The following is a 24070-nucleotide window of genomic DNA, read 5'->3' on the forward strand; positions in this document are numbered from 1 at the left end:
CAGTATGCCCTTTTTAGTTTGTTTTACAAAAAAGGCGTCGATGGATTTTATCCATCAACACCAAATATCATAGAGCCTATTTAACAAGGCGTTAGTGCAAGCTAGCGCCTTTTATGTCGCTATTTTTAAGCGGTTGAGTCTCATCGTTGACAAACGTAAACGATGAGTGTAAGATAACTTATGTTGTTTACAAGTGTAATCTGAAATAAAAACGGCATTTTAGAGAGGATGTTGCGAGATGATTAAGTTGATCGTATTAGGTGTTGGGTTGGTTTTAATTGGGGCGATTATTTGGTGGTTCTTTGGTAAGCATACGACGGCCAGTGCCGTGGCTGCGGTGACAGCTGACCAGCAGAGTGTTGATATTGAAGTTAGCGGCGGGTATTCGCCAGAAAACGTGGTCTTAAAGCAAGGTGTACCGGCAGTTTTAAACTTTACCCGTAAAGATGCCTCAAGTTGTTTGGATCATGTTGTTTTTAGTGATTTTGGGATCAACCAAGCGTTACCTAAAAATCAAGTTGAAACGGTGACTATCGATACGAGTACCCCAGGTGAATATCAATGGGCCTGCGGCATGGATATGTTTCATGGCAAGTTAATCATCAAGTAATGGAGGCAATTAACATGACCAATCAAAAGATTACCGTTAATGGCGGCTATCAACCAGCTATTGTAACTGTTAAGCAAGGTAAACCGGCAACATTAACGTTTCAACGGACCCAAGATCAAGGCTGTTTAGCCAGGGTTCATTCAAAAGCGTTAGATTTCGACATGGATTTACCGTTAAATGCGCCACAAACGGTGACGATTCCAACTGATCAAGCCGGTGAGTTTGACTTCAGTTGTGGGATGGATATGTTTTATGGAAAAGTGGTGGTCCAACCATGAGTATTACGAAACGGTTTTGGATCTCATTGATTTTTTCATTACCCATGCTAGCCAATATGGTTTTAATGCCGTTTGGTTGGATGATTCCGGGTGGCGACTGGATGCAACTGGGACTAACGACCGTTGTGATGCTAGTTGCCGCAGGGCCTTTCATTCAAAGTGCCTGGGCTTCGTTTAAAAAGCATCATTCAAATATGGATACGTTAGTGGCCATTGGGACCGCAACTGCTTATTTTTATAGTATTTATGCGATGGCAACCCACCAACCCGTCTTTTTTGAAAGTGCTGCTTTTGTCACGACCTTTGTCTTATTAGGTCAAGTTTTTGAAGAGCGGATGCGCAATAACGCGTCAAGTGCGGTAGAGAAGTTAGTCAATTTGCAAGCTAAAGAAGCCGAAGTTTTACGGGACAATCGCTTTGTTAAAGTCCCGTTGGCTGAAGTCGCCTTAAATGATATCGTTCGGGTCAAACCTGGACAAAAGATTCCCGTCGATGGGGTGATCATCAAAGGACATTCTAGTATTGATGAATCCATGGTGACAGGTGAAAGTATGCCGGTCACTAAGCAAGTCGATGATGCGGTCATTGGGTCGACCATGAACAGTACCGGGACGTTTTTAGTTAAAGCGAATAAAGTCGGTGACCAAACGATGTTATCACAAATCGTGGATTTGGTTAAAAAGGCTCAAAATAGTCATGCACCGATTCAAAAGCTGACAGATAAAGTCTCCGATATTTTTGTACCAGTTGTCCTGATTTTGGCGATTTTAACGTTCTTAACGTGGTACGTCTTTTTAGATGCCAGTGTTGCCCGCGCGTTGATTTTTGCCGTATCGGTCGTCGTGATCGCTTGTCCATGTGCGTTAGGCTTAGCAACACCAACAGCCTTAATGGTTGGGACTGGTCGGGGCGCTAAGATGGGAATCTTGATCAAAAACGGTGAAGTCTTAGAAGCCGTGAACGATGTTAAAACGGTGATTTTTGATAAAACGGGGACGATTACGGTTGGAAAACCACAAGTGACGGATATTATTGGTGATGAAGCGCAAGTGTTAAAAGTCGCGGCTAGTTTGGAAGAATCTTCGGAACATCCTTTAGCGACTGCGATTTTAGCCCGGGCGAAAGCTGGTAATGTGCCGTTAGTTGAGGTGACTGATTTTAAGGCCATCGAAGGTAAAGGGGTTGCCGCCCAGTTGGCTGGTCAAAAAGGTGTCGTTGGCAATCATAAATTACTAGCAACTTTTAAAATCAACGACCAGTTAGCGCAACAAGAGACTCGATTACAAAACGAAGCGAAGACGGTGGTCTTTGTTGGCTTAGATGATCGCATCATTGGCTTGATCGCCATTCAAGATGTGGCTAAAAAAACGTCGGCGACCGCGATTGCTGATTTGCGGGCGCGGGGATTGAAGACGGTCATGTTGACCGGAGACAATCAACGGGTCGCCGAAGCCGTTGCCAAGCAAGTTGGCATTGATGAAGTCATTGCTGATGTGTTACCTGGCGATAAAGCGGCACACGTTGCCGCTTTTCAAAAGACCGGTAAAGTGGCCTTTGTCGGTGATGGTATCAATGATGCCCCCGCACTGACGACCGCTGATGTGGGAATCGCCATGGGGTCCGGGACTGATATTGCAATCGATGCTGGTGGGATCGTGCTTGTTAAAAACGACTTACGGGATGTCGATAAGGCATTGGCGTTAAGCAAGAAAACCTTTAATCGCATTAAGTTAAATTTGTTTTGGGCCTTTATCTACAATGTGCTCGGGATTCCAGTGGCCGCCGGTATCTTCTTTGCCTTAGGGGTCACCTTAAGTCCCGAATTGGCCGGTTTAGCGATGGCAATCAGTTCATTGTCAGTAGTGACGAGTTCAGTGTTACTCAATAAAGCAAGAATTACCACAAAAGCGCAAGTGGCTTGAGCCATTAGCCTAATAGCAACTTACAAGGTCGTCGTATCTCACCATACGACGGCCTTTTTTTGCGTCGCCAACGATTAATCCGTAAAATGATAACGCTTGAATTTTTATGTGATAACCGGTTGACATAAAATTTAAACGTGGTTATAATAGAAAACGTTTTCAAGATCATGTCAACCGGTTAACATAAACGATAATTATTTTGGGAGGCTTTAACAGTGGGCAAAAAGATTAATTTTAAATTATTAAAGAACGGCTCCTATGTGCAAAGTTCAGTCACGCTATTGCTATTTTTCGCATCATGGGGTGTTTGGTGGTCGTTTTTCCAATTATGGTTAACGTCTAAAAGTGGCCTGGGATTAACCGGGAGCCAAGTTGGGACGATTTATTCGGCTAACTCGGCCGTGACCTTAGTGCTGATGTTTGTCTATGGGGCGTTGCAAGATAAACTTGTCCTCAAACGGACCTTATTGATTGCTTGTGGGGTCTTGGCCACATTAGTCGGGCCATTCTTTTCTTGGGTGTACGCGCCATTATTAAAGCACCAATTTGTAATCGGTATCATTGTCGGGGCGGTTGTTTTATCGGCTGGTTTCTTAGCGGCGTCACCAGTTTTAGAAGCCTTTGTTGAAAAAATGAGTCGTCAATTTGATTTTGAATATGGACAAGCGCGGGCCTGGGGTTCGTTTGGGTATGCCTTAGTGGCTTTATTAGCGGGTTTCTTATTTGTCATCAATCCCCAATTAAACTTCTGGTTCGGGTCAGGCTTTGGGTTACTGCTGTTATTAGACTTATTGTTCTGGCATCCGGCCGCTGAACGCCGCGTTGACTTGGCACAAACCGCCACCCAAGCGCAAAAATCACCGTCATTAAAAGAAATGTTTAGTGTCTTGAAAATGCGTGAATTATGGGAAATTATTATTTTTATCATGTTTACGTGGACCTTTTATACCGTTTTTGATCAACAAATGTTTCCCCAATTCTATACGAATTTATTTGCCACCCAAGCACTCGGGCAACATATGTATGGCACCTTGAATTCGATTCAGGTATTCTTTGAAGCCATTATGATGGGTATCGTCCCAATTATCATGCGCAAAATTGGAGTTCGCAATACCTTGCTACTTGGGATGCTTGTAATGTGTGTTCGGATCGGTGCTTGTGGCTTTGCTAATGACCCGGTCACGGTGTCACTGATTAAAATGTTGCATTCTTTAGAAGTGCCATTATTCTGTTTACCAGTGTTCCGGTATTTCACCTTGCATTTTGATACTAAATTATCGGCGACACTTTATATGGTTGGTTTCCAAGTTGCTGCCCAAGTTGGACAAGTTATCTTGTCAACGCCACTCGGGGCGTTCCGGGATCACTTTGGTTACAGTATCACGTTCCGCGTGATTTCCGGGATCGTTTTATTGGCCGGCATTTACGCCTTCTTCATTTTGAAGAAAGATGACCAGGATGTTAACGGTGACCCATTTGTTCGCAGCAATGCCACCCAATCACAATTAACGGAGGAACAAAATTAAAATGACAACACAATCAAAAATGACCGTCACGAACCAACGCTATCGCCTTGGCTACCATCTGATGACACCGGGTGGTTGGATGAACGATCCAAATGGCTTTTGCTACTTCCAAGGCTACTATCATGTATTTTATCAATATTATCCATATGCCGCCGAATGGGGGCCAATGCATTGGGGCCATGCGCGCAGTAAGGACTTAGTCAACTGGGAAACGTTACCAACAGCGTTAACCCCCGGTGATCCTGAAGACGAAGATGGGTGCTTTTCAGGAAGTGCCATTGTTAAAGATGACAAGCTCATCTTGATTTATACGGGTCACCATTATTATGGTGATAATGATCCTGACCACTTTTGGCAAAATCAGAATATGGCCTATAGTACCGATGGTATTCACTTTACCAAATACGCCCATAATCCGATTATTGCCCAGGCACCAACGGATAATACCCAGCATTTCCGTGATCCCAAAGTTTGGCAAGACAATGACCACTACTACTTGGTTTTAGGCAGTCAAAACCAAACTGGCAATGGGCGGGTGATTTTGTATCAAGCAGATAATTTAACGGATTGGACTTATCTTGGCCCGATTGCTGAAGCTGGCGATGCGGCTAAAGAAGGGTTCATGTGGGAATGCCCCGATTTATTTGAGTTGAACGGGCAACAAGTTTTATTGACGTCGCCCCAAGGGATTCAAGCGACTGACAAGCAATACTTGAATCTTTATCAAACAGGCTATTTCGTTGGTCAACGCGATGCCCAACAACCAGGCTTAATGGCGCGGACTGCTTTTCAAGAGCTGGACCACGGCCATGACTTTTATGCGACGCAAACGACTTTAACCCCAGATGGTCGGCGGGTGATGCTCGGCTGGATGGCGATGTGGGAAAGTCAAATGCCTGAACAGGCTGACGGTTGGGCCGGCGCTTTAACTTGTCCACGGGAATTAACGATGGATGTGGATAACCACTTGCGGATGCGACCAGTGCGGGAGATGGCGACGTTACGCACCCAGACCTTAATCGATCAAACGCAATCAGTTGCTGGGTCGATTGACCTACAGCCAGCGGCAACCCAAGCGGAATTTAAAGCGACGTTTGACCTGGCCAACTTAACGGGACAACTAACTGTTAGTTTACTGAACACGGCCCAACAAGCGGTCGTGACGCTGACGTTTGACCAAACGACCGGCGAACTGGTCTTAAAACGGGCCGATCGTCCGGATGCCCGTTATGCACAACTGGCACCTAATCAAACCACTTTGACGTTAGATGGTTGGCTGGATACGAGTTCATTAGAATGGTTCATTAATGATGGTCAAGCTGTCTTTACTGAACGGTTCTACGATGCTGGGACACATACGTTCCAGGTGGCCGCGAGTCAACCAGTCACGATGCAAGCTAAACTTTATGCGTTGACCGCACAAACGAATCACTATTAAGACAGGAGGAGATAACTGTTCCTTAAAATATAGAAAAATGTAGTCAATTGTAGAAAAATAGTCATAACATTAGAAAAATAACATGGATAGGTTATGGCTAACCCATCTAGTATCGTGAAAGTTGTTGGATCTCTTGCTTTTGTATGTATTTTGTAAAGTTTATATCATTTTGGTAAATTAGAACATTAGTTCGTCTAACTAAGGTATATTGGAATAGTAATGAAGCGGTCATATTCGTTACAATCCAATCTATCGAGTGGTGAGAAATAATGATTCGCACACAAAAAGTTAAGCTTTATCCTAATAGTCACATGAGAAAAGCGCTGCTCGATTTATGTGACTATCGACGCTACTGCTGGAATCAAGCTTTAGAGACTTGGAATAACATGTATGACGCTTATTGTTTGAATAAAACAGCTAACCGTAAACCAAGTAAATTACGTGTGCGCGATGAGTTAGTTGCTAATAAATCTGACTGGCAATATGGTTTGTCATCACGGACGCTGCAGCTAGCAATTACGGATTTAGGAGTTGCTTGGGATGACTTTTTTAACGAGGCATTAACTGATTGGGGTAAACCTAAATTCAAGTCTAAACGGGCACCGCGACAGGGCTTTAAAACTGATCGCGCTAAATTGGTAAAAGGTAAATTGCGACTTGATAAGCCGCATGGTGTTGCCAATTGGTATGATATTCGTTTCAATAAGCATGTTGACTTAGATGGTGTTCTCAAGACCGTTAGCATTTACTGTGAGAACGGCATATTCTGGGCTTGTTTGAACTTTGAGGTCATCATTGAACCAAAATGCCAGACCAATCAGCTTACAGCAGTCGATGTTAACGTCGGTCATTTCAATTATACTGACGGCCTTATCATGGTTATCCCTAAGCGACTAAACCGGTTATATGAACAGATTAAATATTATCAACGCAAACTTGCACATAAACGAGTCGTGAATGGTAAAAAGGCAACGCATACGATAAACTATCGCACAATGAGAGCCAAGTTGCAGCGCGCTTATCGGAAGGCTACCAATATCCAGCATGACTTGATGCAAAAATTCACCACTAAATTAGTGACCGATTTTGATACGATCGTCATTGAAGATTTAGCGGTTAAGAAAATGCAAATGACCCATGTAGCTTCAAAAGGGCTACATCGTTCGATGTTTGGCTATTTTCGACAACTGTTAACTTATAAGTGCGATTGGTATGGGAAACGATTGGTGTTGGCCAAACAGTCCTATCCTTCCACGCAACGTTGTTCGCAGTGTGGTTACGTCAAACAAGGACTGGAAAAAATCACTTTGCGTGGTAATACACTTCACGGTACTAGACATGATCAATATGATTGTTATCAATGTGGGGCTAAATTAAATCGCGACAGCAATGCCGTAGCGAATCTATTAGTACTCGCTAACTAACAAAACAACGGGGCTGGCTAGGCCCTTAAGCTCACCTAGTTGGTCAATGTGGCCTTACCATTCTGGTATCGTCAGAACACCAATGTTATGACGGGAGCAAGCCAAAACAAAGAAAGGAAATATGCAATCTTTCTGAATGCGGAAGAATGGCACGTTTTTCTGCATTTATTCATGTTTTGCATAGCAGAAAATGCGATGTTATTAGGAAGTATTGAAGCCGGTGGCACTAAGTTTGTCTGTGCCGTTGGCGATGGCGATTTTCGGATTAAAACGCAAACAGTGATCCCAACGACGACGCCTGCCGAAACCCTTGCGGCGACGATTGCCTTTTTTAAACAATTTGACCTCGATGCGATCGGCATTGCCTCATTTGGTCCGATTGAAATTCGGCAACACGCTAAAGATTACGGCTACATCACCAAGACCCCTAAACCCGGGTGGTCGCAAACTGATTTTGTTGGGCCAATTAAACAGGCCCTTGGTTGTCCCGTTGCTTGGACGACCGATGTCAATGGGTCTGCCTATGGGGAATACGTCATGGCTGGTTTGACGAATGCCCAATTAAATTCACTTGTTTACTATACGATTGGTACTGGGGTCGGTGCCGGCACCGTGATTAATGGGCAATTTCTAGGTAGCTTGGGCCATCCTGAAATGGGGCATGTGCCCGTTAAGCGCCATCCTGATGACCGTGACTTTGCTGGGATTTGTCCTTTTCATCATGATTGTTTAGAAGGACTGGTGGCCGGGCCAACGTTTGATGCTCGGGTAGGTCGCCCTGGTCGTGACGTGCCTTTGAATGATCCAGTCTGGGATATCATGAGTTATTATGTGGCGCAAGCGGCCGTGCAAACGACGTTGACGATTCGACCAGATAAAATCATTTTTGGCGGTGGGGTGGTCAGCGAAGGCTTCTTGCAAAAGGTGCGCCGGGATTTTGACATGTTGTTAAATGATTACGTCAGTGTGCCATCGTTAGAAGATTATTTAACGATGCCATTGATGGCGAACAATGGGTCCGCGACGTTAGGCGACTTTGCATTAGCTGCTAAAGAGTTGAATCGGCAATAGTCTTTTTAAGACGACACACTAAAAGCGGACTAGGGTGACCTAGGCCGCTTTTATGCTGGGGTGTTTTTAAGGTATAATGCTAAGTATTAGTTGTGACTGAATAGAGAGGCGGTGACCACGCGATGGCCCCGAAATTAGAAGATGTGGCTAAGTTAGCCCAGGTGTCAAAAACCACGGTGTCACGGGTGTTGAACAACCGTGGTTATCTGAGCCAACAGACGATTGATAAAGTTTATGCGGCAATTAAAGCCTTGGATTACCATCCCAATGTGGTGGCACGCCAATTGTACAAAAATAAGACTAATTTGATTGGCATTTTATTGCCAACCGTCGCCAATCCATTTTTTGGCGAATTGACGGCAGCGCTTGAAATGAAGCTGTATCAACAAGGGTTTAAAGTCTTAATTGGCAATTCGATGAATGATGTTGCTAAGGAAACCGAGTATTTGAATCAATTATTGACCAAACAAGTTGATGGCTTAGTTGTTGGGACGCATAATCAAGGAATCAAGCAATACGAGCATCGCGACTTGCCGATTGTGGCGATTGACCGCATTATGAACCAAGATATTCCGATTATTGAATCTGATAACTATCGTGGCGGGGTCGTGGCGACGACCCGTTTGTTAGATCAAGGGGCACAGCATGTGATTCATATTAACGGGCCAAAAGCGTTAGCGACCCCGACTAAGCGCCGCCGTGACGCTTATGAAACCGTGATGCAAGACCATGGTTTAACACCATTGACGTATGAAGTGGACTTTAATATGCCCGAAGAACGCAAAAAGGCTTTATTTCGTCAAATCTTTAGTGATCATCCAGAAGTTGATGGCATCTTTGCGTCTAATGACACCGATGCGGCTTTGATTATGCAGCTAGCTCATGAATTAGGACGGCGAATTCCAGATGACTTATTATTAATTGGTTATGATGGGACGAAGACCGCGCGTGAATTACTACCAAGTTTAACGACGATCGTGCAGCCAATCGATGAGTTGGCAACGACGGCCATCCAAGTCTTAAATGACCGGATGCAAGGGGTACCAACTAAGCAGGAATATATTTTGCCGATTAAATTGTGGCAAGGCGATACAGCCTAAAAAAAGACGAAAACCAGTCACGGTTTTCGTCTTTTTGATCATCTGGATAATGGTTTAAATTGGTTTAGAGGGCCCAAGCTTGCATGCCTTGTGCATGGTATAAGCTAACGGCAGCGTCAACTTGTGCTTCAACGGAGCCACCACTAATGTGCATGTTTTGGAATAAGCCATAAGCACCACTAGAACTGTTACGGACAAATGGTTGCCAGTTGGATTCACGGGTGATGATGGCGTTCCAAGTTGCTGCGGAAACGCCAGTCCGTGAGGCCATTTGACTCAAGACGTAGCTCTTTAAGTTACTACCAGTGTAGCTAGACGTGCTAGTGGTTTCACTAGTTTCAGTCGTTGTCGCAGCAGAAGTCGTCGCTTGGCTTTGGCTAGTCGACGTCGTCGTTGAGCCACTAGTTGGAATCGTCAATTGTTGGCCAGGTAAAATTAAGTGGCCTTGGATGTTGTTGGCTTTTTCGAGTTGGTTGATCGTAATGTCGTATTCTTGAGAAATCTTCCATGATGAATCGCCCGCTTTAACGGTGTAAGTTGAATCAGCGTTGGCGGTCATTGCCCCGGCAAAGATTAACCCTACGGCAACTGCAGATGTTGATAAGATGGTACGCATAACTTTTTTCAAAAAATATCTCTCCTATATAAAATCGATTAGTGTCAAACGCAACTAAGCTTTGAATTGCTTCAAGCTAATGACCAGAGTTTAGCGTGCTTATGTTACTAATAAATATCAGCTGGTTTAAAAAAAGCCGGTTGGTTTGCCATCTTTGTCAACTGACCGCAATCTTTGTAATCTTAAACTGCGACCTATCAAAAAGGAAAAGTGAGTACTATCAAGGGGTTAGCATTTGTGTACATCTTTTTAAACATGTGTTTTATTACGGAAAAGGTTGGGTTGCCGCTGACTTGTAATGTTCATTGAGGTGGTCGTTAGGGGGGGGGATCTAGTATCAGGCATTGACGGTCGGCCAATTAGCCCACTATAATGACAATCAGGACCCAAAACGGAGGTTAAGTTATGAATTTTGCACCAGCCGAATGGTTCGGCTTTAAACAACGCGTCAAACAAGATCTTATTTTTGAAAAGGAAGAAAATGGGACAACAATCACGAAACGCGTTTACGGGCGCTTTAATTTGTGGGCATTGTTGTTCACTTGGTTTTATGCGTTATTTAGTCCCCGTTGCCAAATTCGTTACTTTTCACTTAAGTCGGCAGTGCCGTTTCTAGCGATGCTGTCGTTAAATATGATTGTCAGCTTATTCTTCACTGAGAATGTGGTGATGGCAGTCGGTTTGATTGGTGATATTTGGTATGGGATTATGTTTGAGACTTGGTTTAAAAATCAGTTGGTGGCGGATGGCTATCAATTAGTAAAAGCTGATCAATAAGGTGAAACCCTAACAATCATAAAGTTAGGGTTTTTGTTTATATGAAATTTCATCAAAATACGAACAATATGATTATCTGGCATTGAAAAGTTCGATTTATTTTTTAAAAACACTTTATTTTTAAAAAAGGGTCTGTTATAGTTGTTGATGAAATAGTTAACATTTATTTTATTAGCAATTATATTGTTCGCATTTGGGAGGAATTGTTTTGGATAAGTTTTTCAAGCTCAAGGAATCAGGGACAACAGTCGGTACAGAAATCGGTGCGGGGGTCACGACCTTTTTTGCGATGTCGTATATCTTATTCGTTAATCCGCAAATTTTAGGCCAAACGGGGATGCCACAACAAGCCGTCTTCTTAGCAACCATCATTGCGTCAGTTGCGGGAACCTTGGTCATGGGCTTATTTGCGAATGTGCCGTATGCGTTAGCACCTGGGATGGGACTCAATGCCTTCTTTACATATACGGTGGTGATGGGGTTAGGATTTACTTGGCAAGAAGCTTTAGCCTTAGTCTTCTTCTGTGGGATTATTAATATCATTATTACCGCAACCAAGATTCGGAAGATGTTGATTACGGCAATCCCGAATAACTTACAGTTAGCCATTAGTGGTGGGATTGGGGCCTTTATCGCCTATGCTGGTTTGAAGAATGCGAACTTTTTACAATTTACTAGTTCATCAGATAATATTTTGACGATTAATGGTAAAGCTTATCAAGCCGCACAATCCGTATTTCATCATGGGGTCAGTACCGTGGTGGCAAGTGGCGGTGTGACGCCAGCACTACAAATGTTTAATTCGCCAGCATTGGTTTTAGCCTTGATTGGATTAGTATTAACGGTAATTTTAAAAGTTAAAAAAGTCCCTGGGGCATTGCTGATTGGGATTTTAGCCACGACGGTCATTGGGATTCCAATGGGCGTTACCGATTTGCATTTAGCTAGTGATTACACGATTGGGGCGTCATTCCATCAATTAGGGACGACTTTCTTAGCGGCCTTTTCAGCCAAAGGAATGGGGTCATTATTCGCTGAGCATAACCGCATCATCTTGGTCTTGATGACGATTTTGTCCTTTAGTTTGTCAGATACATTTGATTCATTAGGGACTTTTATCGGGACTGGTCGTCAAACCGGGATCTTTGCCGGTGAAAAAGAATTGGCCTTAGAACAAGCGCCTGGGTTTAAATCGAAACTTGATAAAGCATTGTTTGCTGATTCGATTGCGACTGGGGTTGGTTCCATCTTTGGGACGTCTAACTTAACGACTTATGTTGAAAGTTCCGCTGGGATTGGTGCCGGTGGTCGGACTGGGTTAACCAGTGTTGTCGTTTCAATTTTATTCTTGATCAGTTCTTTAGCCTCACCACTCTTATCAATTATTCCAACGGCTGCGATCGCGCCATCGTTGATCTTAGTTGGGATTATGATGATGAGCTCTTTCAGTCAGATTCCATGGTCAGATTTAAGTGAAGCCATTCCAGCGTTTATGACATCCTTTATTATGGCTTTTGCCTATAACATTACGTATGGGATTGCTGCTGGTTTTATCTTCTATTGCATTATTAAGACTGTGAATGGCAAGGTTAAAGAAATTCATCCGTTGATTTGGATTGTATCTGGTTTGTTTGTCATTAATTTTGTGGTTTTGGCGTTAGTTTAAATAAGTCAGATTTGAGTGTCGTTACGTTAGTACTTACTAGCGTAGCGGCTTTTTTTTGTTTGATGCAATCGTTAATAACACGTATAAACCACATATTTTTTAAGTTACTCACAATTAACTGTTGACTTCGTCATTAATTTTATAATTATACTTTTAAAACAGTACGTTTATGGTAAAATAGAATTATGATATAGGTGTTTAATAATTATTAATTAGGTTATTTCTAGGTTTTGACAGTGATTAATCCGGATCTTATGTTTTTGCTTGGTCGGGATTGAAATCGCTTTTATTACCGTTACTTTTTAATGCTTACTAGATTATTTAATTTGCGGGGGGATCATCGTGATTAATTCAAAACAGCATTTTAAGATGTATAAAAAAGGAAAGCAATGGCTTGTGGCCGGTATTACGACCTCGGTTTTAGCCTTTGGCGCATGGGATGTCGTGACAGTCCAAGCAGATACGGTTACAAGTGACGTGCCTGATGCCACGTCAACAACAACCGGGACAACCACTGCCGGACAAACGACCACATTGAAGTCCGGGACGACTGATGCAGACAAAGCCAGCGGTCAGGACACACCTAATAAAACAGAGGCAACTAACAACAGTAGTAGTAACACAACCACGGATTCATCGACGACTGATCAAACGAGTTCAAAACCAGTTGCGACGGATACTGATCAGGGTACATCTGAATCTGACGTCAAAACGACGACGCCAACTGAATCGTCAGTAACTACTCAAAAAGCGCCAGCTGATAAGGAATCGGCGCCAGCTACAACGAATAAGACCACTACAACTAGCACTGATCAGTCGGTGGTGACGCCTAAAACGACACAACCAACCACTCAGTCAGCGTCAACCACGACACCGGCTAGTGCAAGCAATGCTAGCGATAGTCCAGCAGCCGTGGACATACCTAAGTCTGTTAGCCGAGTCCAAGCGATGCCACGGACACGTGCAATGGCGCAACCAGTCGCAGAAGTAACCGCGGTAACGGATGACGATATTGATACTTGGATGCCTAACAAGACATTGCAACAAGTGGTTTTGAATACGCTAAATAGAGGCAACTATGGTAAGACATGGGCTAGTGTGGCTGATATCAAGCAAAGCGATATGTTATATTTGACGGAATTTTCGTTACAAGGTACGGAAACCTATATTGATGGTAAGACGTCATTTTCAATTGAAGGCTTACAATACGCCACAAATTTAACGTCATTAGATTTAACTGAGCGTGTCGATTTACCAAGTGAAGTGATGCATGGGGATATCACGGATATCTCGCCAGTCGCAGCGCTGACTAACTTGACTTACTTTCAAATGGTGAGCCAACGGGTTTCAGATATCACGCCATTGGCTGGGTTGAAAAAGTTGACTAGCTTAACGGTGCCTTATAATGAAATTACCGATTTTTCATCATTAGATGCGACCCAATATACCGACCGGCTGTCAATTGCCAGTCAAGTTATCGTTCAACCAGTCGTTTATGTGCCAACGACGGGGAAATATACGATGCTAAATCCGGTTAAACCACCTAAGAACATGACCTTCACGTTTACTTCCGGTGCTCGAATCATCTTTGCGACGTCGCCGTCAGCGGCCAATCCGCAAATTCGGTTATATTACAGTGGTGCCACTAATGCGGCTAATGGCGATTATATTGATTTTCAAGTGACGCAAAATCAACACATTCCTGGGCCAACGACGAGTCCCTATCCACAATATACGGTCTTACAAAATCCGTATACGTATTATCTGAGTCAAATTGTCAGTGATGCTGATGGTAACGAAATTGCCGATGTGTTTACGCCATATTTGATTGCCAATAATGCTGAAGATGTGACGGTTAATTATGTTGATGAACAAGGCAAACCATTAGCTGATTCAGAGACCTTATCTGGGTTAGTTGGCGAAGGATACACTGCCACGGCCAAAGCAATCAAAGGATACAAGCTAACGACACCACCCGATAATGCGACGGGGACTTTTTCAGCCACAGCGCAGACGGTGACCTTTGTTTATCAAATGGCTTATTCAACCGTAACGGTCCATTACCAAGATGCGAATGGTCAGACGATTCAAGCGGACACGACGGCGACCGGTCAAGTTGGTACCGACTTTAATATCACCGCGCCAAGCATATTAGGGTACAAATATCAATCAACGCAAGGCGATGCGACGGGGACTTATGGTGATGATCCGACTGAAGTAACTTTCATCTATAATGAAGCGTATTCGACTGTGACCGTGCATTATCAAGATGCTAACGGCAAAACGATTCAAGCGGATACGACCGAAACGGGACAAATTGGCACTAACTTTGCGATCCAAGCACCAACGTTAGTAGGTTACACCTATCAAAGTACCCAAGGTGATGCGACGGGGACTTACGGTGATACGCCAACAGAAGTGACCTTTGTTTATGATGAAGCTCATTCGACCGTAACGGTCCATTATCAAACGACCGATGGCCAAACGATTCAAGCCGATACGACCGAAACCGGGCAAATCGGGACCGACTTTGCGATTCAAGCACCAACGTTAGTGGGTTACAAGTATCAGAGTACCCAAGGTGATGCGACCGGGACATATGGTGATGCGCCAACAGAAGTGACCTTTATTTATCAAGTTGTTAACTCGACCGTAACCGTGCATTATCGTGATACTGATGGTCAAACACTACAAGCTGATGATGTGTTCACTGGTCAAGTGGGCACAAATTATGACGTGAAAATTCCAACGATTTTAGGTTATAACTACCAGATGGCGCAAACTCGACGTATTACGGGGACCTATACGGATGCACCAACTGAACTGACGTTAGTTTATCGAGCGGTGCAGTCAACTGTCACGGTTCATTATCAAGATACAACGGGGAAGACGCTTCAAGCTGATACGGTGTTGACCGGTCAAGTTGGGACAACCTATACAGTCGCAGCGCCAACTATCTTGGGTTACACGTATCAGACCGCGCAAGGTCAGCTGACCGGTGCTTATGGGGCACAACCAGTCACCGTTACGTTGGTTTATCAAGCCGACGCAGTGACACCACCGGTAACGCCTGATCAAGCAGCGACAGTTATCGTTCATTACGTAACGAAGCAAGGGCAACAACTAGCACCGGATAAGTTATTTACCGGTCGGACTGGGACGACGTATATGACACAAGCGGCTAAGATTAGTGGTTATCAACTAGTCGTGACACCAGCCAATGCGACTGGGACGTTAGGAACTGATGACATTGAGGTCACCTATGTTTATGAATCAGTGACTGATTCTGGTACGGGCGATACCATCAATCCAGAAACACCAGGGACGACTAAGCCGGTCACAAAACCAACGGCGACCAAGCCAGCCGGACAGGCGCCGGTTAAAGGACAACCGACAACGACTGTATCAGCAGCTAAGATTAAGCCAACTGTGACGACTGGTAATGGACAGTTAGCCGCGACACCAAGTTCGGTGGCGAGCGCAAAAGTAATAGCGTCCAATTCAGTAACCACCCAAGCGACTACTGAATTGCCACAAACTAAAGAACAAGCCAGCTCACCATTCTGGGGATTAGCATTGTTAGGTAGTTTGCTTGGTTTAGCCGGTTGGCGGAAACGAACCCATTAAGCATATTGAAGTCGTGAATCGAAAGGTGACATCAGTCAAATTGATGTTACCTTTTTATTTTTACTTTACATATTACATATGTGGCATATAATATATGTAAAAATAAAGGAAGCGAGTTAGGCAATGAATTATTGGGTTTTAGCATTAACGTTTTTAAGCGTGAATTTGGATTTCTTCTTTATGCTGATTTTTTTATTGAAAAAATATCGCGTGTCACAAGTAATGGTGGGGTACTTACTTGGTAACTTGATTTTGTTAGTCGCTAGTTTTTTTATTGGCAAGACATTAGCCTTGTTCCTGCCGGAATGGTTGTTAGGGGTACTGGGGATCTTACCGATTTATCTGGCGTTTCGCGATGACGATGACGACGATAATGATCAGACGGACCGGTCACCAATCTTAAATGTTTTATTGACCTACTTGTCGGTCTGTGCGGGCTGTAACTTGTCGATTTTCTTACCTGTCTTGGTCGGTGAAACTATGCTACACTTTGTAATGACCTTGGGATTTATCGGCGTTTTGACGATTTTGGTAGTATTAGTCATTAAATTGATTGCTGATGTGCCAGTTGTGACACGGGTCATGACGGCGCACGGCGAAAAACTCATGAAAGTGTGTTATGTGTTGATTGGGCTATATGTCTTTTGGGATAGTGGCTTGATCAGTCACCTAATTGCGCTATTTTAGTTAACCGGAGGGGTTCAATGTGGACGTAAACGAGGCAATTTTGACGGAAGCCGTCAAAATTTATAAAGTATTGAGTAATGTGAATCGAATTAAAATTTTATATTTTTTGGAAAACCACGAAGCCGATGTTTCTAGTATCGTTGACCACGTCCACTTACCACAGCCCTTGGTGTCGCATCAATTGTCGATTTTATATCAATATCAATTGGTGACTCGAAGCAAGCAAGGAAAACATGTCTACTATTGTTTAGATGATCCGCATATTTTGGAGATGGTCAATGCGATGCTTGGCCATGTCGCCCATGAAATTAAGCATGAACCACATCATGATTAAGGTGTGAGTCAAGCGACTAAATAAGCCAGCTGATGAAATTTTTCATCAGCTGGCTTATTTGTTTTTTTAGTTTTAATGATGCTTAGTTACGAGTTGTTTAGCGGGTCGTGCTAACCAGATGAGACCACCGAGTAAAATTAAGCTGACTGCGACCATCAGGGCACCAAAGATTGGGGTCCATGCCAGGCCGAATTGCGTCGTGACTTGACCACCAATACCGGACCCAAGGGCGATGCCGACGTTAAAGGCGGCGATATTTAACGCCGAGGCCATCGTAATATCTTGTGGGGTGTGCACTTCAGCTAACTGAACGATATAAAGTTGTAAGCCAGGGACGTTCATAAAGGCGAAGATCCCCATGACTAAGACCGTTAATAAACCGAGCCAATGACTATGCGCTGTCAGTCCTAAGACGAGCAAAGTCATGAGTAGGCCGACAAACATTTTAAAGAGTGCGGCCAGTGGGCGGGTATTCGCAAAGCGACCACCGAGGGTGTTGCCTAATGCGACCATTAACCCGTAGACGACTAAGATAATGACCACGGCACTAGCTGACCAGCCCATTTGCTGTTCCAATAGGGGTGATAAATAAGTGTAAGCCACAAAAGTCCCACCGTAGCCTAAAGCTGTGACTAAGAGTGCCAGTAATAGTTGTGGATTTGTTAAGACTCTTAGAATGCCACGAGCAGTCGCTTTACTAGGTAATGGGAGGTTACGTGGAATCAACCAATAGTCGGCCAATAAGCCGATGACACCGATCGCACTAATAAAGATAAAGGACCAACGCCAACCACCAACTTGACCAATCATGGTCCCCAATGGCACCCCGGTGACCGTGGCGACGGTTAAGCCGGTGAACATCACCGCAATGGCCGAAGCCCGTTTAGCTGGGGCCACGACGTCAGCGGCAATGACGGAAGCTACGGTCATAAAAATCCCGTAGGCTAACGCAGCTACGACCCGGCCAACGAGTAAGACACTAAAAGTTGGTGCGAAGGCTGCTAATAAATTCCCAAGAATAAAGAGCCCCATAATCAACATCATTAAACGATGACGATTGAGTTGACCAGTTAATAAGGTCATCACCGGTGCACCAACCATAATCCCAAGTGCGTATACCGAAACCGTTAATCCCGCTTGGGCGAGATCAATGTGAAAGTGACTCACTAACAAAGGCATTAAGCCCACACTGATGAATTCGGTTGAGCCGATTGCAAAGGCACTAATTGCTAAAGCGAATAAAGTCCACGTTGCCGAAAATTTTTTTGTCATGTTAACCTCCTAAGGTTGTGAAGCTGATAAATAATGATTATACTAGCGAGGAACCTATAAACAAGTACCGACTTTAAAGTGCGATACGCACTAAAAAGTAACTATTGAATTGGAGGCGGTTGGATGCCAACTAAGACGTATCATATTGGGGTCGAAGCGACTATGGAGATTATTGGTGGTAAGTGGAAATCGATTATTTTGTGTCATTTACGCCATCAAACCATGCGTAACAGTGAGTTAAAACGGGCAATTCCACAAATAACACAGAAGATGTTGACACAACAGTTGCGAGAACTGGAAGCCGCTAATATTGTGACTCGCCATGTCTATCAACAAGTGCCACCGCGAGTCGATTATTGCTTAACCGACTATGGACAGAGTTTATCGGGAATTTTGCATGAGTTATGTACTTGGGGCGAAGCGAATATTGATCGGCGTCGTAAGGATGGGGAGACGATTGAATTGTTGAACCGCGACGAACTTTAAAGCAACTAAAAAATTGGCGCTGTAAGACAATTCAAGCTTACAGCGCCAATTTTTTAATGATTCAGGGCGGTATCAGTAACTGTTCTTATCACCGGAAAACAGCTGACGAGTTGCCGATAGGCGAAATTTTTGTGAATATAAAAAACCAGCTAAGTTAGCAACCGCTGTTGCTCAACTTAGCTGGAACTCTCATTGACGGATTATAAAGTATGAAAAGGTGACTGGTTTTTAGTACCAGTGATGACTTTGCCAGAAACTCTTAGCTTTGGTCCAAGTGCCATAACGACCAGCAACATACTTGTTAGCCACTTTTTCTTGGTTAACGGCTGAATAGTTACCGTGTAAGTATGACCGTAATAATTGGTAACGACCATAACAATTACCGTTACGAGCAGTATAGCTATAACCAGATTCATGATAAGCAATCCAATTCTTAGCGGCTTTTTGTTTTTTGGATAAGCCGGCGTTGATTTTAGCGATTTGCTTCTTTTGGCTGGCACTTAAGCTTGAAGCTTGCGCTGTAATCGTATTTGATGGAACCAAATCAGTGGCGACGTTGGAAACTAAACCAAAGGCACAACTAAGAACTAACATCAGTGCTGCAATTTTCACTTTAAGATTTTTCATGTTTTATAAATTCCCCGTTCGTTGATTGATTACTTAATAGCATACTGGAGCAGTGTTACAGTTATGTTAATAAGCAGTTACTATGTCGTTAAAAGCACGTCACATTTATTAAAACTAGTCGTAAAATCTAATTTTAGAGGATTCTTAAGCGACTAGAATAACTTTTTTAAGATAAAGTTAAATAGCTGTACTATCTTTGGTTTAGTGGTATATTAACCGTGGACATAAAAATATTGGTATTTGTCCAAAAAAATTATTGTTGTAAATGCTTACAGCGACGTGGGTTAATTAAACTAATTAACAAAGAAGTGCAAATATTACAAAAGAAATGATTGACACATTCCTGTAACATTACTATAATAATTGTAATCTTAAATATTTGGGGAGTTGAAGATTATGAAAAAAACATTAACTTTAGCAGCAGTTGTCGCATTATCATTACCATTAGCAGCCGGGGTGTTACCAGCTAACGCTGCCACCACGAGTGCCGTAACGACGACCGCATCTAACACGAGTACGAGTCGGACTTACACGATTGTTGGCACACCAACAACTTATAAGACCGCGAAGACCTATCATACTGGTGCTGCAAAGGTTGCCGTTAATAAGGGTGTTATTGCCGCTGATCAACCAACAATTGAATTAACTGCTAATGGCTCATTAAAAGCTAAGAGCAATTACAAGGTGACTAAGGCACTGACTGTTAAAGCAGGTTCCAAGAAGGTTAGTTACAGCTATGTTTCAGGACATGGGTGGGTGCTGACAAGTGCGTTGAAGGCTGGCAAGCTCTCAACAGCTAAGTCTGTAACTTATACCGTTTCAAATGCAAAGACGTTCAGTGCTAAGAACTATTACACTAAGAGTGCCAAAACTGTTGTTTATAAAGCCGCTGTTGCTGCCGACCAACCAAAGATGACGTTAACTGCTAAGGGCAAGTTGGTTGCTAACAAGACTTATAAAGTAACGCGTTCAGCAACCCTTAAGAACGGTAGCAAGAAAGCCAGCTACAGCTACGTTAAAGGTCAAGGCTGGGTTAAAACCAGTGCCCTGACTGCTGGCAAAGCGACTGCTAAAAAAGTAACTAGCACAACGTATACCGTTTCAAACGCAAAGACTTTTGCCGCTAAGAACTACTATACTAAGAGTGCCAAAACAGTTGTCTACAAGGCCGCGATTGCTGCTGACCAACCAAAGATGACGTTGACGGCTAAAGGCAAATTAACTGCTAACAAGACTTACAAAGTAACGCGTCAAGCAACGTTAACTAACAAGTCTAAGAAACATGTTTACAGCTACATCAATGGTCAAGGTTGGGTTTTAAAGAGTGCTTTAACGGCCGGTAAAGCTGCTAAGTAATCTAGGATATTAAGCTATTATCAGATAAAAAGTACCGCTGCAAATTTGCAGCGGTACTTTTTTGCACTAATCTCGATATTTATGTTTTAAAACTGAATGCGTTGGCGTCACTTCAATGAAGTTATAAGTCATTTGAATGGCATGTTTTAAGGCCGCTTGAGCGGGATCTTTGGCAAATTTACGATCAAAATAATCAAAGATCGCCATTGGAATTTCAATCATCCCGGCTGATCCTAGGTCACTGCCCATCCGTGCTGTTTCACCGACCATGCTGTTTTTGATGGTAATGATTGCTTGGTTGGCCGCCCCAGTCGTTTCGAAAATAAGCGTATCAGCCGCGACTAGCGCGGTTAGTTCGTCAAGCGTTGTTGCAGTTGGCATTGTACGTTCCCCCTTAAAGTAAGTACTACTGTTAGTTTAGCACGGTCAGGTCACTTATTTAACGAATAACTTGGATCTGTAGAAAGTCCGGTATATCAAGGATGCTATGATTCTTAGCTTGCCTAAAACCGGTTAAATTCGTAAGCTAGTTGTAGGTGGTGAGGCGGATGAAGTTTGCGGATAATTTAAAAGCGATGCGCCAACAACGACAATTGACGCAAGCCCAAGTGGCCGCCCAATTGCATGTGTCGCGGAAAACAATTTCAAGTTGGGAAAATGAACGGAGTTATCCTGATATGGGGATGTTAATTGAGCTCAGTGAACAATATGACTTGTCACTGGATCAATTGTTGAAAGGGGATTTAACGATGATTAAAACCTATGATGAACATGCCAAAATTAGTCGACGGAATGATCGATTAGTGGCGTTGACTTACTATATTAATGTCGCTTGTTTATTTCTAACATACCTGATCCAGTTTGCGCATTGGGAACGTTATTTCCAGGGAAATCTTGGCTTAAGCTTGAATTTAACCTTAATCGTCAATTTGTTTGTATTAGTGATTTTGTATCACGGTTATGATCATTGGGCTGCAACTAATCGGCAAGCGGTTCGCTTTTTGGTTGTTTTAGCGATGTTAGTCATTTTAAATGTGGCGCTAAGTGTACCCGTCGCTTGGACGCATACGACAACAAGCGCTTATGCCGCGGGTGTAGCGGCCGGAACTGCCATGGGTAGTATGATACATGTCGGCTTATTAATTGGGAGTGGTTTAATGGTCCTATTTGCTCGACCACAATCGTTAAAGTAGTTTTTGAGGCGTTGTTGGCAGCTTTAGTCAGCAACGCTTTTTTCGTGACAAAAACGTAAAGTATTATTACAAATCAACAACGAAGCCCGCAAAGTATGATTTTTATGGTATAAAGAAGGCTCAACGTTGCTTTGTTATGAGTATGGTTTGTGAGAGGAAAGATTAGATTGAAAACCATTCGTCAATGGCTAAGTGTTATTTTGCTAGCAGGCGTCGTGATGTGGGGCTTACAAAATCGAGCCACTTTACGGCCGAAAATTATGTCAACCGTTAGTTATTATCAAACAAAATTAAGTGATGCCCTATCTGGTAAGCTTGGTAGTCAATTGTTGGCGACCGATGCAACCGATAATGATAGTACTAGCAGTCAGAGTACGACGTCAAAACAGTCAGCGACAACGCAATCGTCTTCGTCAACGACTAAAAAGACGACCGCTGCAACTGCAACGACAAGTACGCAGACGACCACGACGGGTACCCCAATTGAATCGATCGTCCAAAATGCGACTTTATCGAAAACCTATTACTATCACTTTAGTTCAAAGTTGTCGGCAGCTGGTCGGCAGGTTTTTAAAGACGCGGTGGCAACTTATAATCAGACTGGTTTAGTGAAGTTAGTGTACGGCACGGCGCCGAAAACCGGTAACACGATCACATTTTCGGCATATCAAAAAAAGATGCAGCATTGGTCAACAAGTATTGAACTTGGCCATGGTGGTCCCAAGATTATTGAACATATCAGTTGGTATGGCACGACTTACCAAAATCAAGCGACGGCTAGTTTAAATGCCGATTATAGTCAGTCATACAGTGATGCGGTTGCGATTCATGAATTGGGCCATGCATTGGGCTTAGATCATAGTACACAAAAGTCTTCAGTCATGTATCCGATAAGTCAAGGAAAAACGGTCCTGTCAGCTGCTGATTTAACGAGTTTGAAGGCTATTTATCAGCAATCGTAAGTTGACGAGCAAAATTTGAACCTTTCTCAAAATTCCGACTATAATAGGTAGTGAACCTTAAGAAAGGAAGTTGTTTGAGTATGGCTACAAGCGTTGAAAAGACTAAAGTATTGGACGAAAAGATGAGTGATGTTTTTGATTGGAGTGACGCCAAGACACCCGTTCGGGATGCAATTTGGGATCACTTCATGGAAGCGTCGAATCATGATACGGACAAGACAACCGCAGAAGTAGCGAAATACATGGACATGAGCGATGCCGATGTAAAGGCAAACGCTGAAAAACTTTTAAAGTCCTAAAGAACGACTTAATTCAATAAAATTAACCATTCCAAGAACCTATCTGACTTGATAGGTTCTTTTTTTAGCCTTAAGCTAATTAAGAACGGTATAATTAAACCTGTGACGGGGAATTTACTAACACACTACATATGAAAGGTTCGATTAAGCATGGCTAATCAAAGAAAACAGCCTTTGCGTCATCATCATTATCCAACCAATGAGGCGGAATATGAGGCAGGACTTGCTGAAACGGAAGCCGAGTACCAAGCGAAGTTAGCGGCAACTGAAGAGAAGTATGAAGATGAGATTGAAGAAGTTGAGGAATCGGCTAAGAAGCAAGCCCAACGCTACATTTTATGGGGATCTTTAAGCGTTATTGTTAATATTACGATGTTTTATATCTTCTATAATATGCTGGGAATTGAATATCAGCTGGCGAACTTCATGGCTTGGGTCTTAAGTGTGCAATGTGCCTTTTGGGTGGATCGTATTTTGGTCTTTAAACACCAATCAGCACATCCGGTTCGCGAAATGGGCACCTTTTATGGGACGCGAGTGGTGACGTATGTGTTAGAAAGCTTAATTTTATGGCTGGGTATCTCTGTTTTAGGGGTCCACGGCGTGATTACTAAGATCGTGGGCCATGGTTTAGCAGTTGTTGGGAATTTCTTCTTCTCAAAACTTGTGGTCTTTCGGAATAAAAAACCAAACGCTTAGGCGTATCAAAAAAGCTCGCTCAATGAAGTGAACCCACAAGTTTGGACAACTAAATTAAGCTGCTAACTGATTGGCAAGTTCTCGGTATTGTACCGGTGAC

The 24070-nt window shown here is 43.3% G+C and carries 23 protein-coding genes; 19 read left to right on the plus strand and 4 right to left on the minus strand.

What is annotated here, in order from left to right; genetic code table 11:
- Positions 1-238 precede the first annotated feature (238 nt).
- The 8 genes from FFM75_RS13275 to FFM75_RS13310 all read left to right on the plus strand — a co-directional run bounded on the left by FFM75_RS13275 (position 239) and on the right by FFM75_RS13310 (position 9369).
- Positions 239-610: a cupredoxin domain-containing protein gene (locus tag FFM75_RS13275; protein ID WP_137629650.1), complete on the plus strand. Its 372-nt coding sequence runs from the start codon at positions 239-241 to the stop codon at positions 608-610.
- Positions 610-888, plus strand: a complete 279-nt coding sequence (locus tag FFM75_RS13280) for a cupredoxin domain-containing protein (RefSeq protein WP_379831707.1) — start codon at positions 610-612, stop codon at positions 886-888. The genes FFM75_RS13275 and FFM75_RS13280 overlap by 1 nt, the downstream gene beginning before the upstream one ends.
- Positions 885-2810: a copper-translocating P-type ATPase gene (locus tag FFM75_RS13285; protein WP_137629652.1), complete on the plus strand. Its 1926-nt coding sequence runs from the start codon at positions 885-887 to the stop codon at positions 2808-2810. Before FFM75_RS13280 ends, FFM75_RS13285 begins: the two co-directional genes overlap by 4 nt.
- A gap of 215 nt (positions 2811-3025) precedes the next feature.
- Entirely contained in the window at positions 3026-4336 is a 1311-nt protein-coding gene (locus FFM75_RS13290; RefSeq protein ID WP_171001512.1) for an MFS transporter, read from the plus strand.
- Between the two features lies 1 nt (position 4337).
- Positions 4338-5774, plus strand: a complete 1437-nt coding sequence (locus FFM75_RS13295; RefSeq protein WP_137629653.1) for a glycoside hydrolase family 32 protein — start codon at positions 4338-4340, stop codon at positions 5772-5774.
- A 269-nt stretch (positions 5775-6043) separates the two neighbouring features.
- Positions 6044-7198 carry an RNA-guided endonuclease InsQ/TnpB family protein gene (locus tag FFM75_RS13300; RefSeq protein ID WP_137629654.1) on the plus strand — a complete coding sequence of 385 codons (1155 nt, stop codon included), beginning with the start codon at positions 6044-6046 and terminating at the stop codon, positions 7196-7198.
- Positions 7199-7393: 195 nt separating this feature from the next.
- Positions 7394-8269, plus strand: coding sequence for a fructokinase ScrK (scrK, locus tag FFM75_RS13305; RefSeq protein ID WP_137629655.1), 876 nt, complete (start codon positions 7394-7396; stop codon positions 8267-8269).
- 122 nt (positions 8270-8391) lie between these two features.
- Positions 8392-9369, plus strand: coding sequence for a LacI family DNA-binding transcriptional regulator (locus FFM75_RS13310; protein WP_137629656.1), 978 nt, complete (start codon positions 8392-8394; stop codon positions 9367-9369).
- A gap of 64 nt (positions 9370-9433) precedes the next feature.
- On the opposite strand, the gene FFM75_RS13315 is transcribed toward FFM75_RS13310, so the two are convergent.
- Entirely contained in the window at positions 9434-9997 is a 564-nt protein-coding gene (locus tag FFM75_RS13315; protein ID WP_137629657.1) for a LysM peptidoglycan-binding domain-containing protein, read from the minus strand.
- A 393-nt stretch (positions 9998-10390) separates the two neighbouring features.
- On the opposite strand from FFM75_RS13315, the gene FFM75_RS13320 reads away from it, so the two are divergent.
- From FFM75_RS13320 to FFM75_RS13340, 5 genes are all read left to right on the plus strand, one after another.
- Entirely contained in the window at positions 10391-10762 is a 372-nt protein-coding gene (locus tag FFM75_RS13320) for a hypothetical protein (protein WP_137629658.1), read from the plus strand.
- A gap of 208 nt (positions 10763-10970) precedes the next feature.
- The gene (locus FFM75_RS13325) at positions 10971-12428 is read left to right on the plus strand and encodes an NCS2 family permease (RefSeq protein WP_137629659.1); all 1458 of its coding nucleotides are present in this window, start codon (positions 10971-10973) and stop codon (positions 12426-12428) included.
- Positions 12429-12770: 342 nt separating this feature from the next.
- Positions 12771-16055 (plus strand): MucBP domain-containing protein, encoded by a 3285-nt coding sequence (locus FFM75_RS13330; protein WP_137629660.1) that lies wholly within the window; start codon positions 12771-12773, stop codon positions 16053-16055.
- A 123-nt stretch (positions 16056-16178) separates the two neighbouring features.
- Positions 16179-16742, plus strand: coding sequence for a cadmium resistance transporter (locus tag FFM75_RS13335; RefSeq protein ID WP_137629661.1), 564 nt, complete (start codon positions 16179-16181; stop codon positions 16740-16742).
- 19 nt (positions 16743-16761) lie between these two features.
- Positions 16762-17076, plus strand: coding sequence for an ArsR/SmtB family transcription factor (locus tag FFM75_RS13340; RefSeq protein WP_137629662.1), 315 nt, complete (start codon positions 16762-16764; stop codon positions 17074-17076).
- 72 nt (positions 17077-17148) lie between these two features.
- On the opposite strand, the gene FFM75_RS13345 is transcribed toward FFM75_RS13340, so the two are convergent.
- Entirely contained in the window at positions 17149-18348 is a 1200-nt protein-coding gene (locus FFM75_RS13345) for an MFS transporter (protein WP_137629663.1), read from the minus strand.
- Between the two features lie 123 nt (positions 18349-18471).
- Between FFM75_RS13345 and FFM75_RS13350 the strand changes: the two genes are divergently transcribed.
- Positions 18472-18834 carry a winged helix-turn-helix transcriptional regulator gene (locus tag FFM75_RS13350; protein ID WP_137629664.1) on the plus strand — a complete coding sequence of 121 codons (363 nt, stop codon included), beginning with the start codon at positions 18472-18474 and terminating at the stop codon, positions 18832-18834.
- Between the two features lie 228 nt (positions 18835-19062).
- Here the strand turns inward: FFM75_RS13350 and FFM75_RS13355 are convergent, their stop codons facing one another.
- Positions 19063-19461, minus strand: coding sequence for an aggregation-promoting factor C-terminal-like domain-containing protein (locus FFM75_RS13355; protein WP_137629665.1), 399 nt, complete (start codon positions 19459-19461; stop codon positions 19063-19065).
- Positions 19462-19857: 396 nt separating this feature from the next.
- Here FFM75_RS13355 and FFM75_RS13360 point away from each other — a divergent pair, with 396 nt between their 5' ends.
- A complete protein-coding gene (locus FFM75_RS13360; RefSeq protein ID WP_179951348.1) occupies positions 19858-20817 on the plus strand; it encodes a hypothetical protein in 960 nt (319 codons plus the stop codon).
- 66 nt (positions 20818-20883) lie between these two features.
- Here the strand turns inward: FFM75_RS13360 and FFM75_RS13365 are convergent, their stop codons facing one another.
- The gene (locus FFM75_RS13365) at positions 20884-21198 is read right to left on the minus strand and encodes a hypothetical protein (protein ID WP_137629666.1); all 315 of its coding nucleotides are present in this window, start codon (positions 21196-21198) and stop codon (positions 20884-20886) included.
- Positions 21199-21365: 167 nt separating this feature from the next.
- On the opposite strand from FFM75_RS13365, the gene FFM75_RS13370 reads away from it, so the two are divergent.
- The 4 genes from FFM75_RS13370 to FFM75_RS13385 all read left to right on the plus strand — a co-directional run bounded on the left by FFM75_RS13370 (position 21366) and on the right by FFM75_RS13385 (position 23970).
- The gene (locus tag FFM75_RS13370) at positions 21366-22010 is read left to right on the plus strand and encodes a helix-turn-helix domain-containing protein (protein ID WP_137629667.1); all 645 of its coding nucleotides are present in this window, start codon (positions 21366-21368) and stop codon (positions 22008-22010) included.
- A gap of 167 nt (positions 22011-22177) precedes the next feature.
- The gene (locus tag FFM75_RS13375) at positions 22178-22972 is read left to right on the plus strand and encodes a matrixin family metalloprotease (RefSeq protein ID WP_223876687.1); all 795 of its coding nucleotides are present in this window, start codon (positions 22178-22180) and stop codon (positions 22970-22972) included.
- Between the two features lie 80 nt (positions 22973-23052).
- A complete protein-coding gene (locus tag FFM75_RS13380; RefSeq protein ID WP_137629668.1) occupies positions 23053-23271 on the plus strand; it encodes a P8 family protein in 219 nt (72 codons plus the stop codon).
- 150 nt (positions 23272-23421) lie between these two features.
- Positions 23422-23970 (plus strand): GtrA family protein, encoded by a 549-nt coding sequence (locus tag FFM75_RS13385; protein WP_137629669.1) that lies wholly within the window; start codon positions 23422-23424, stop codon positions 23968-23970.
- Positions 23971-24070 lie beyond the last annotated feature (100 nt).

Origin of the sequence: Lactiplantibacillus daowaiensis (assembly GCF_005405085.1) — a bacterium.
Lineage (GTDB): Bacteria > Bacillota > Bacilli > Lactobacillales > Lactobacillaceae > Lactiplantibacillus > Lactiplantibacillus daowaiensis.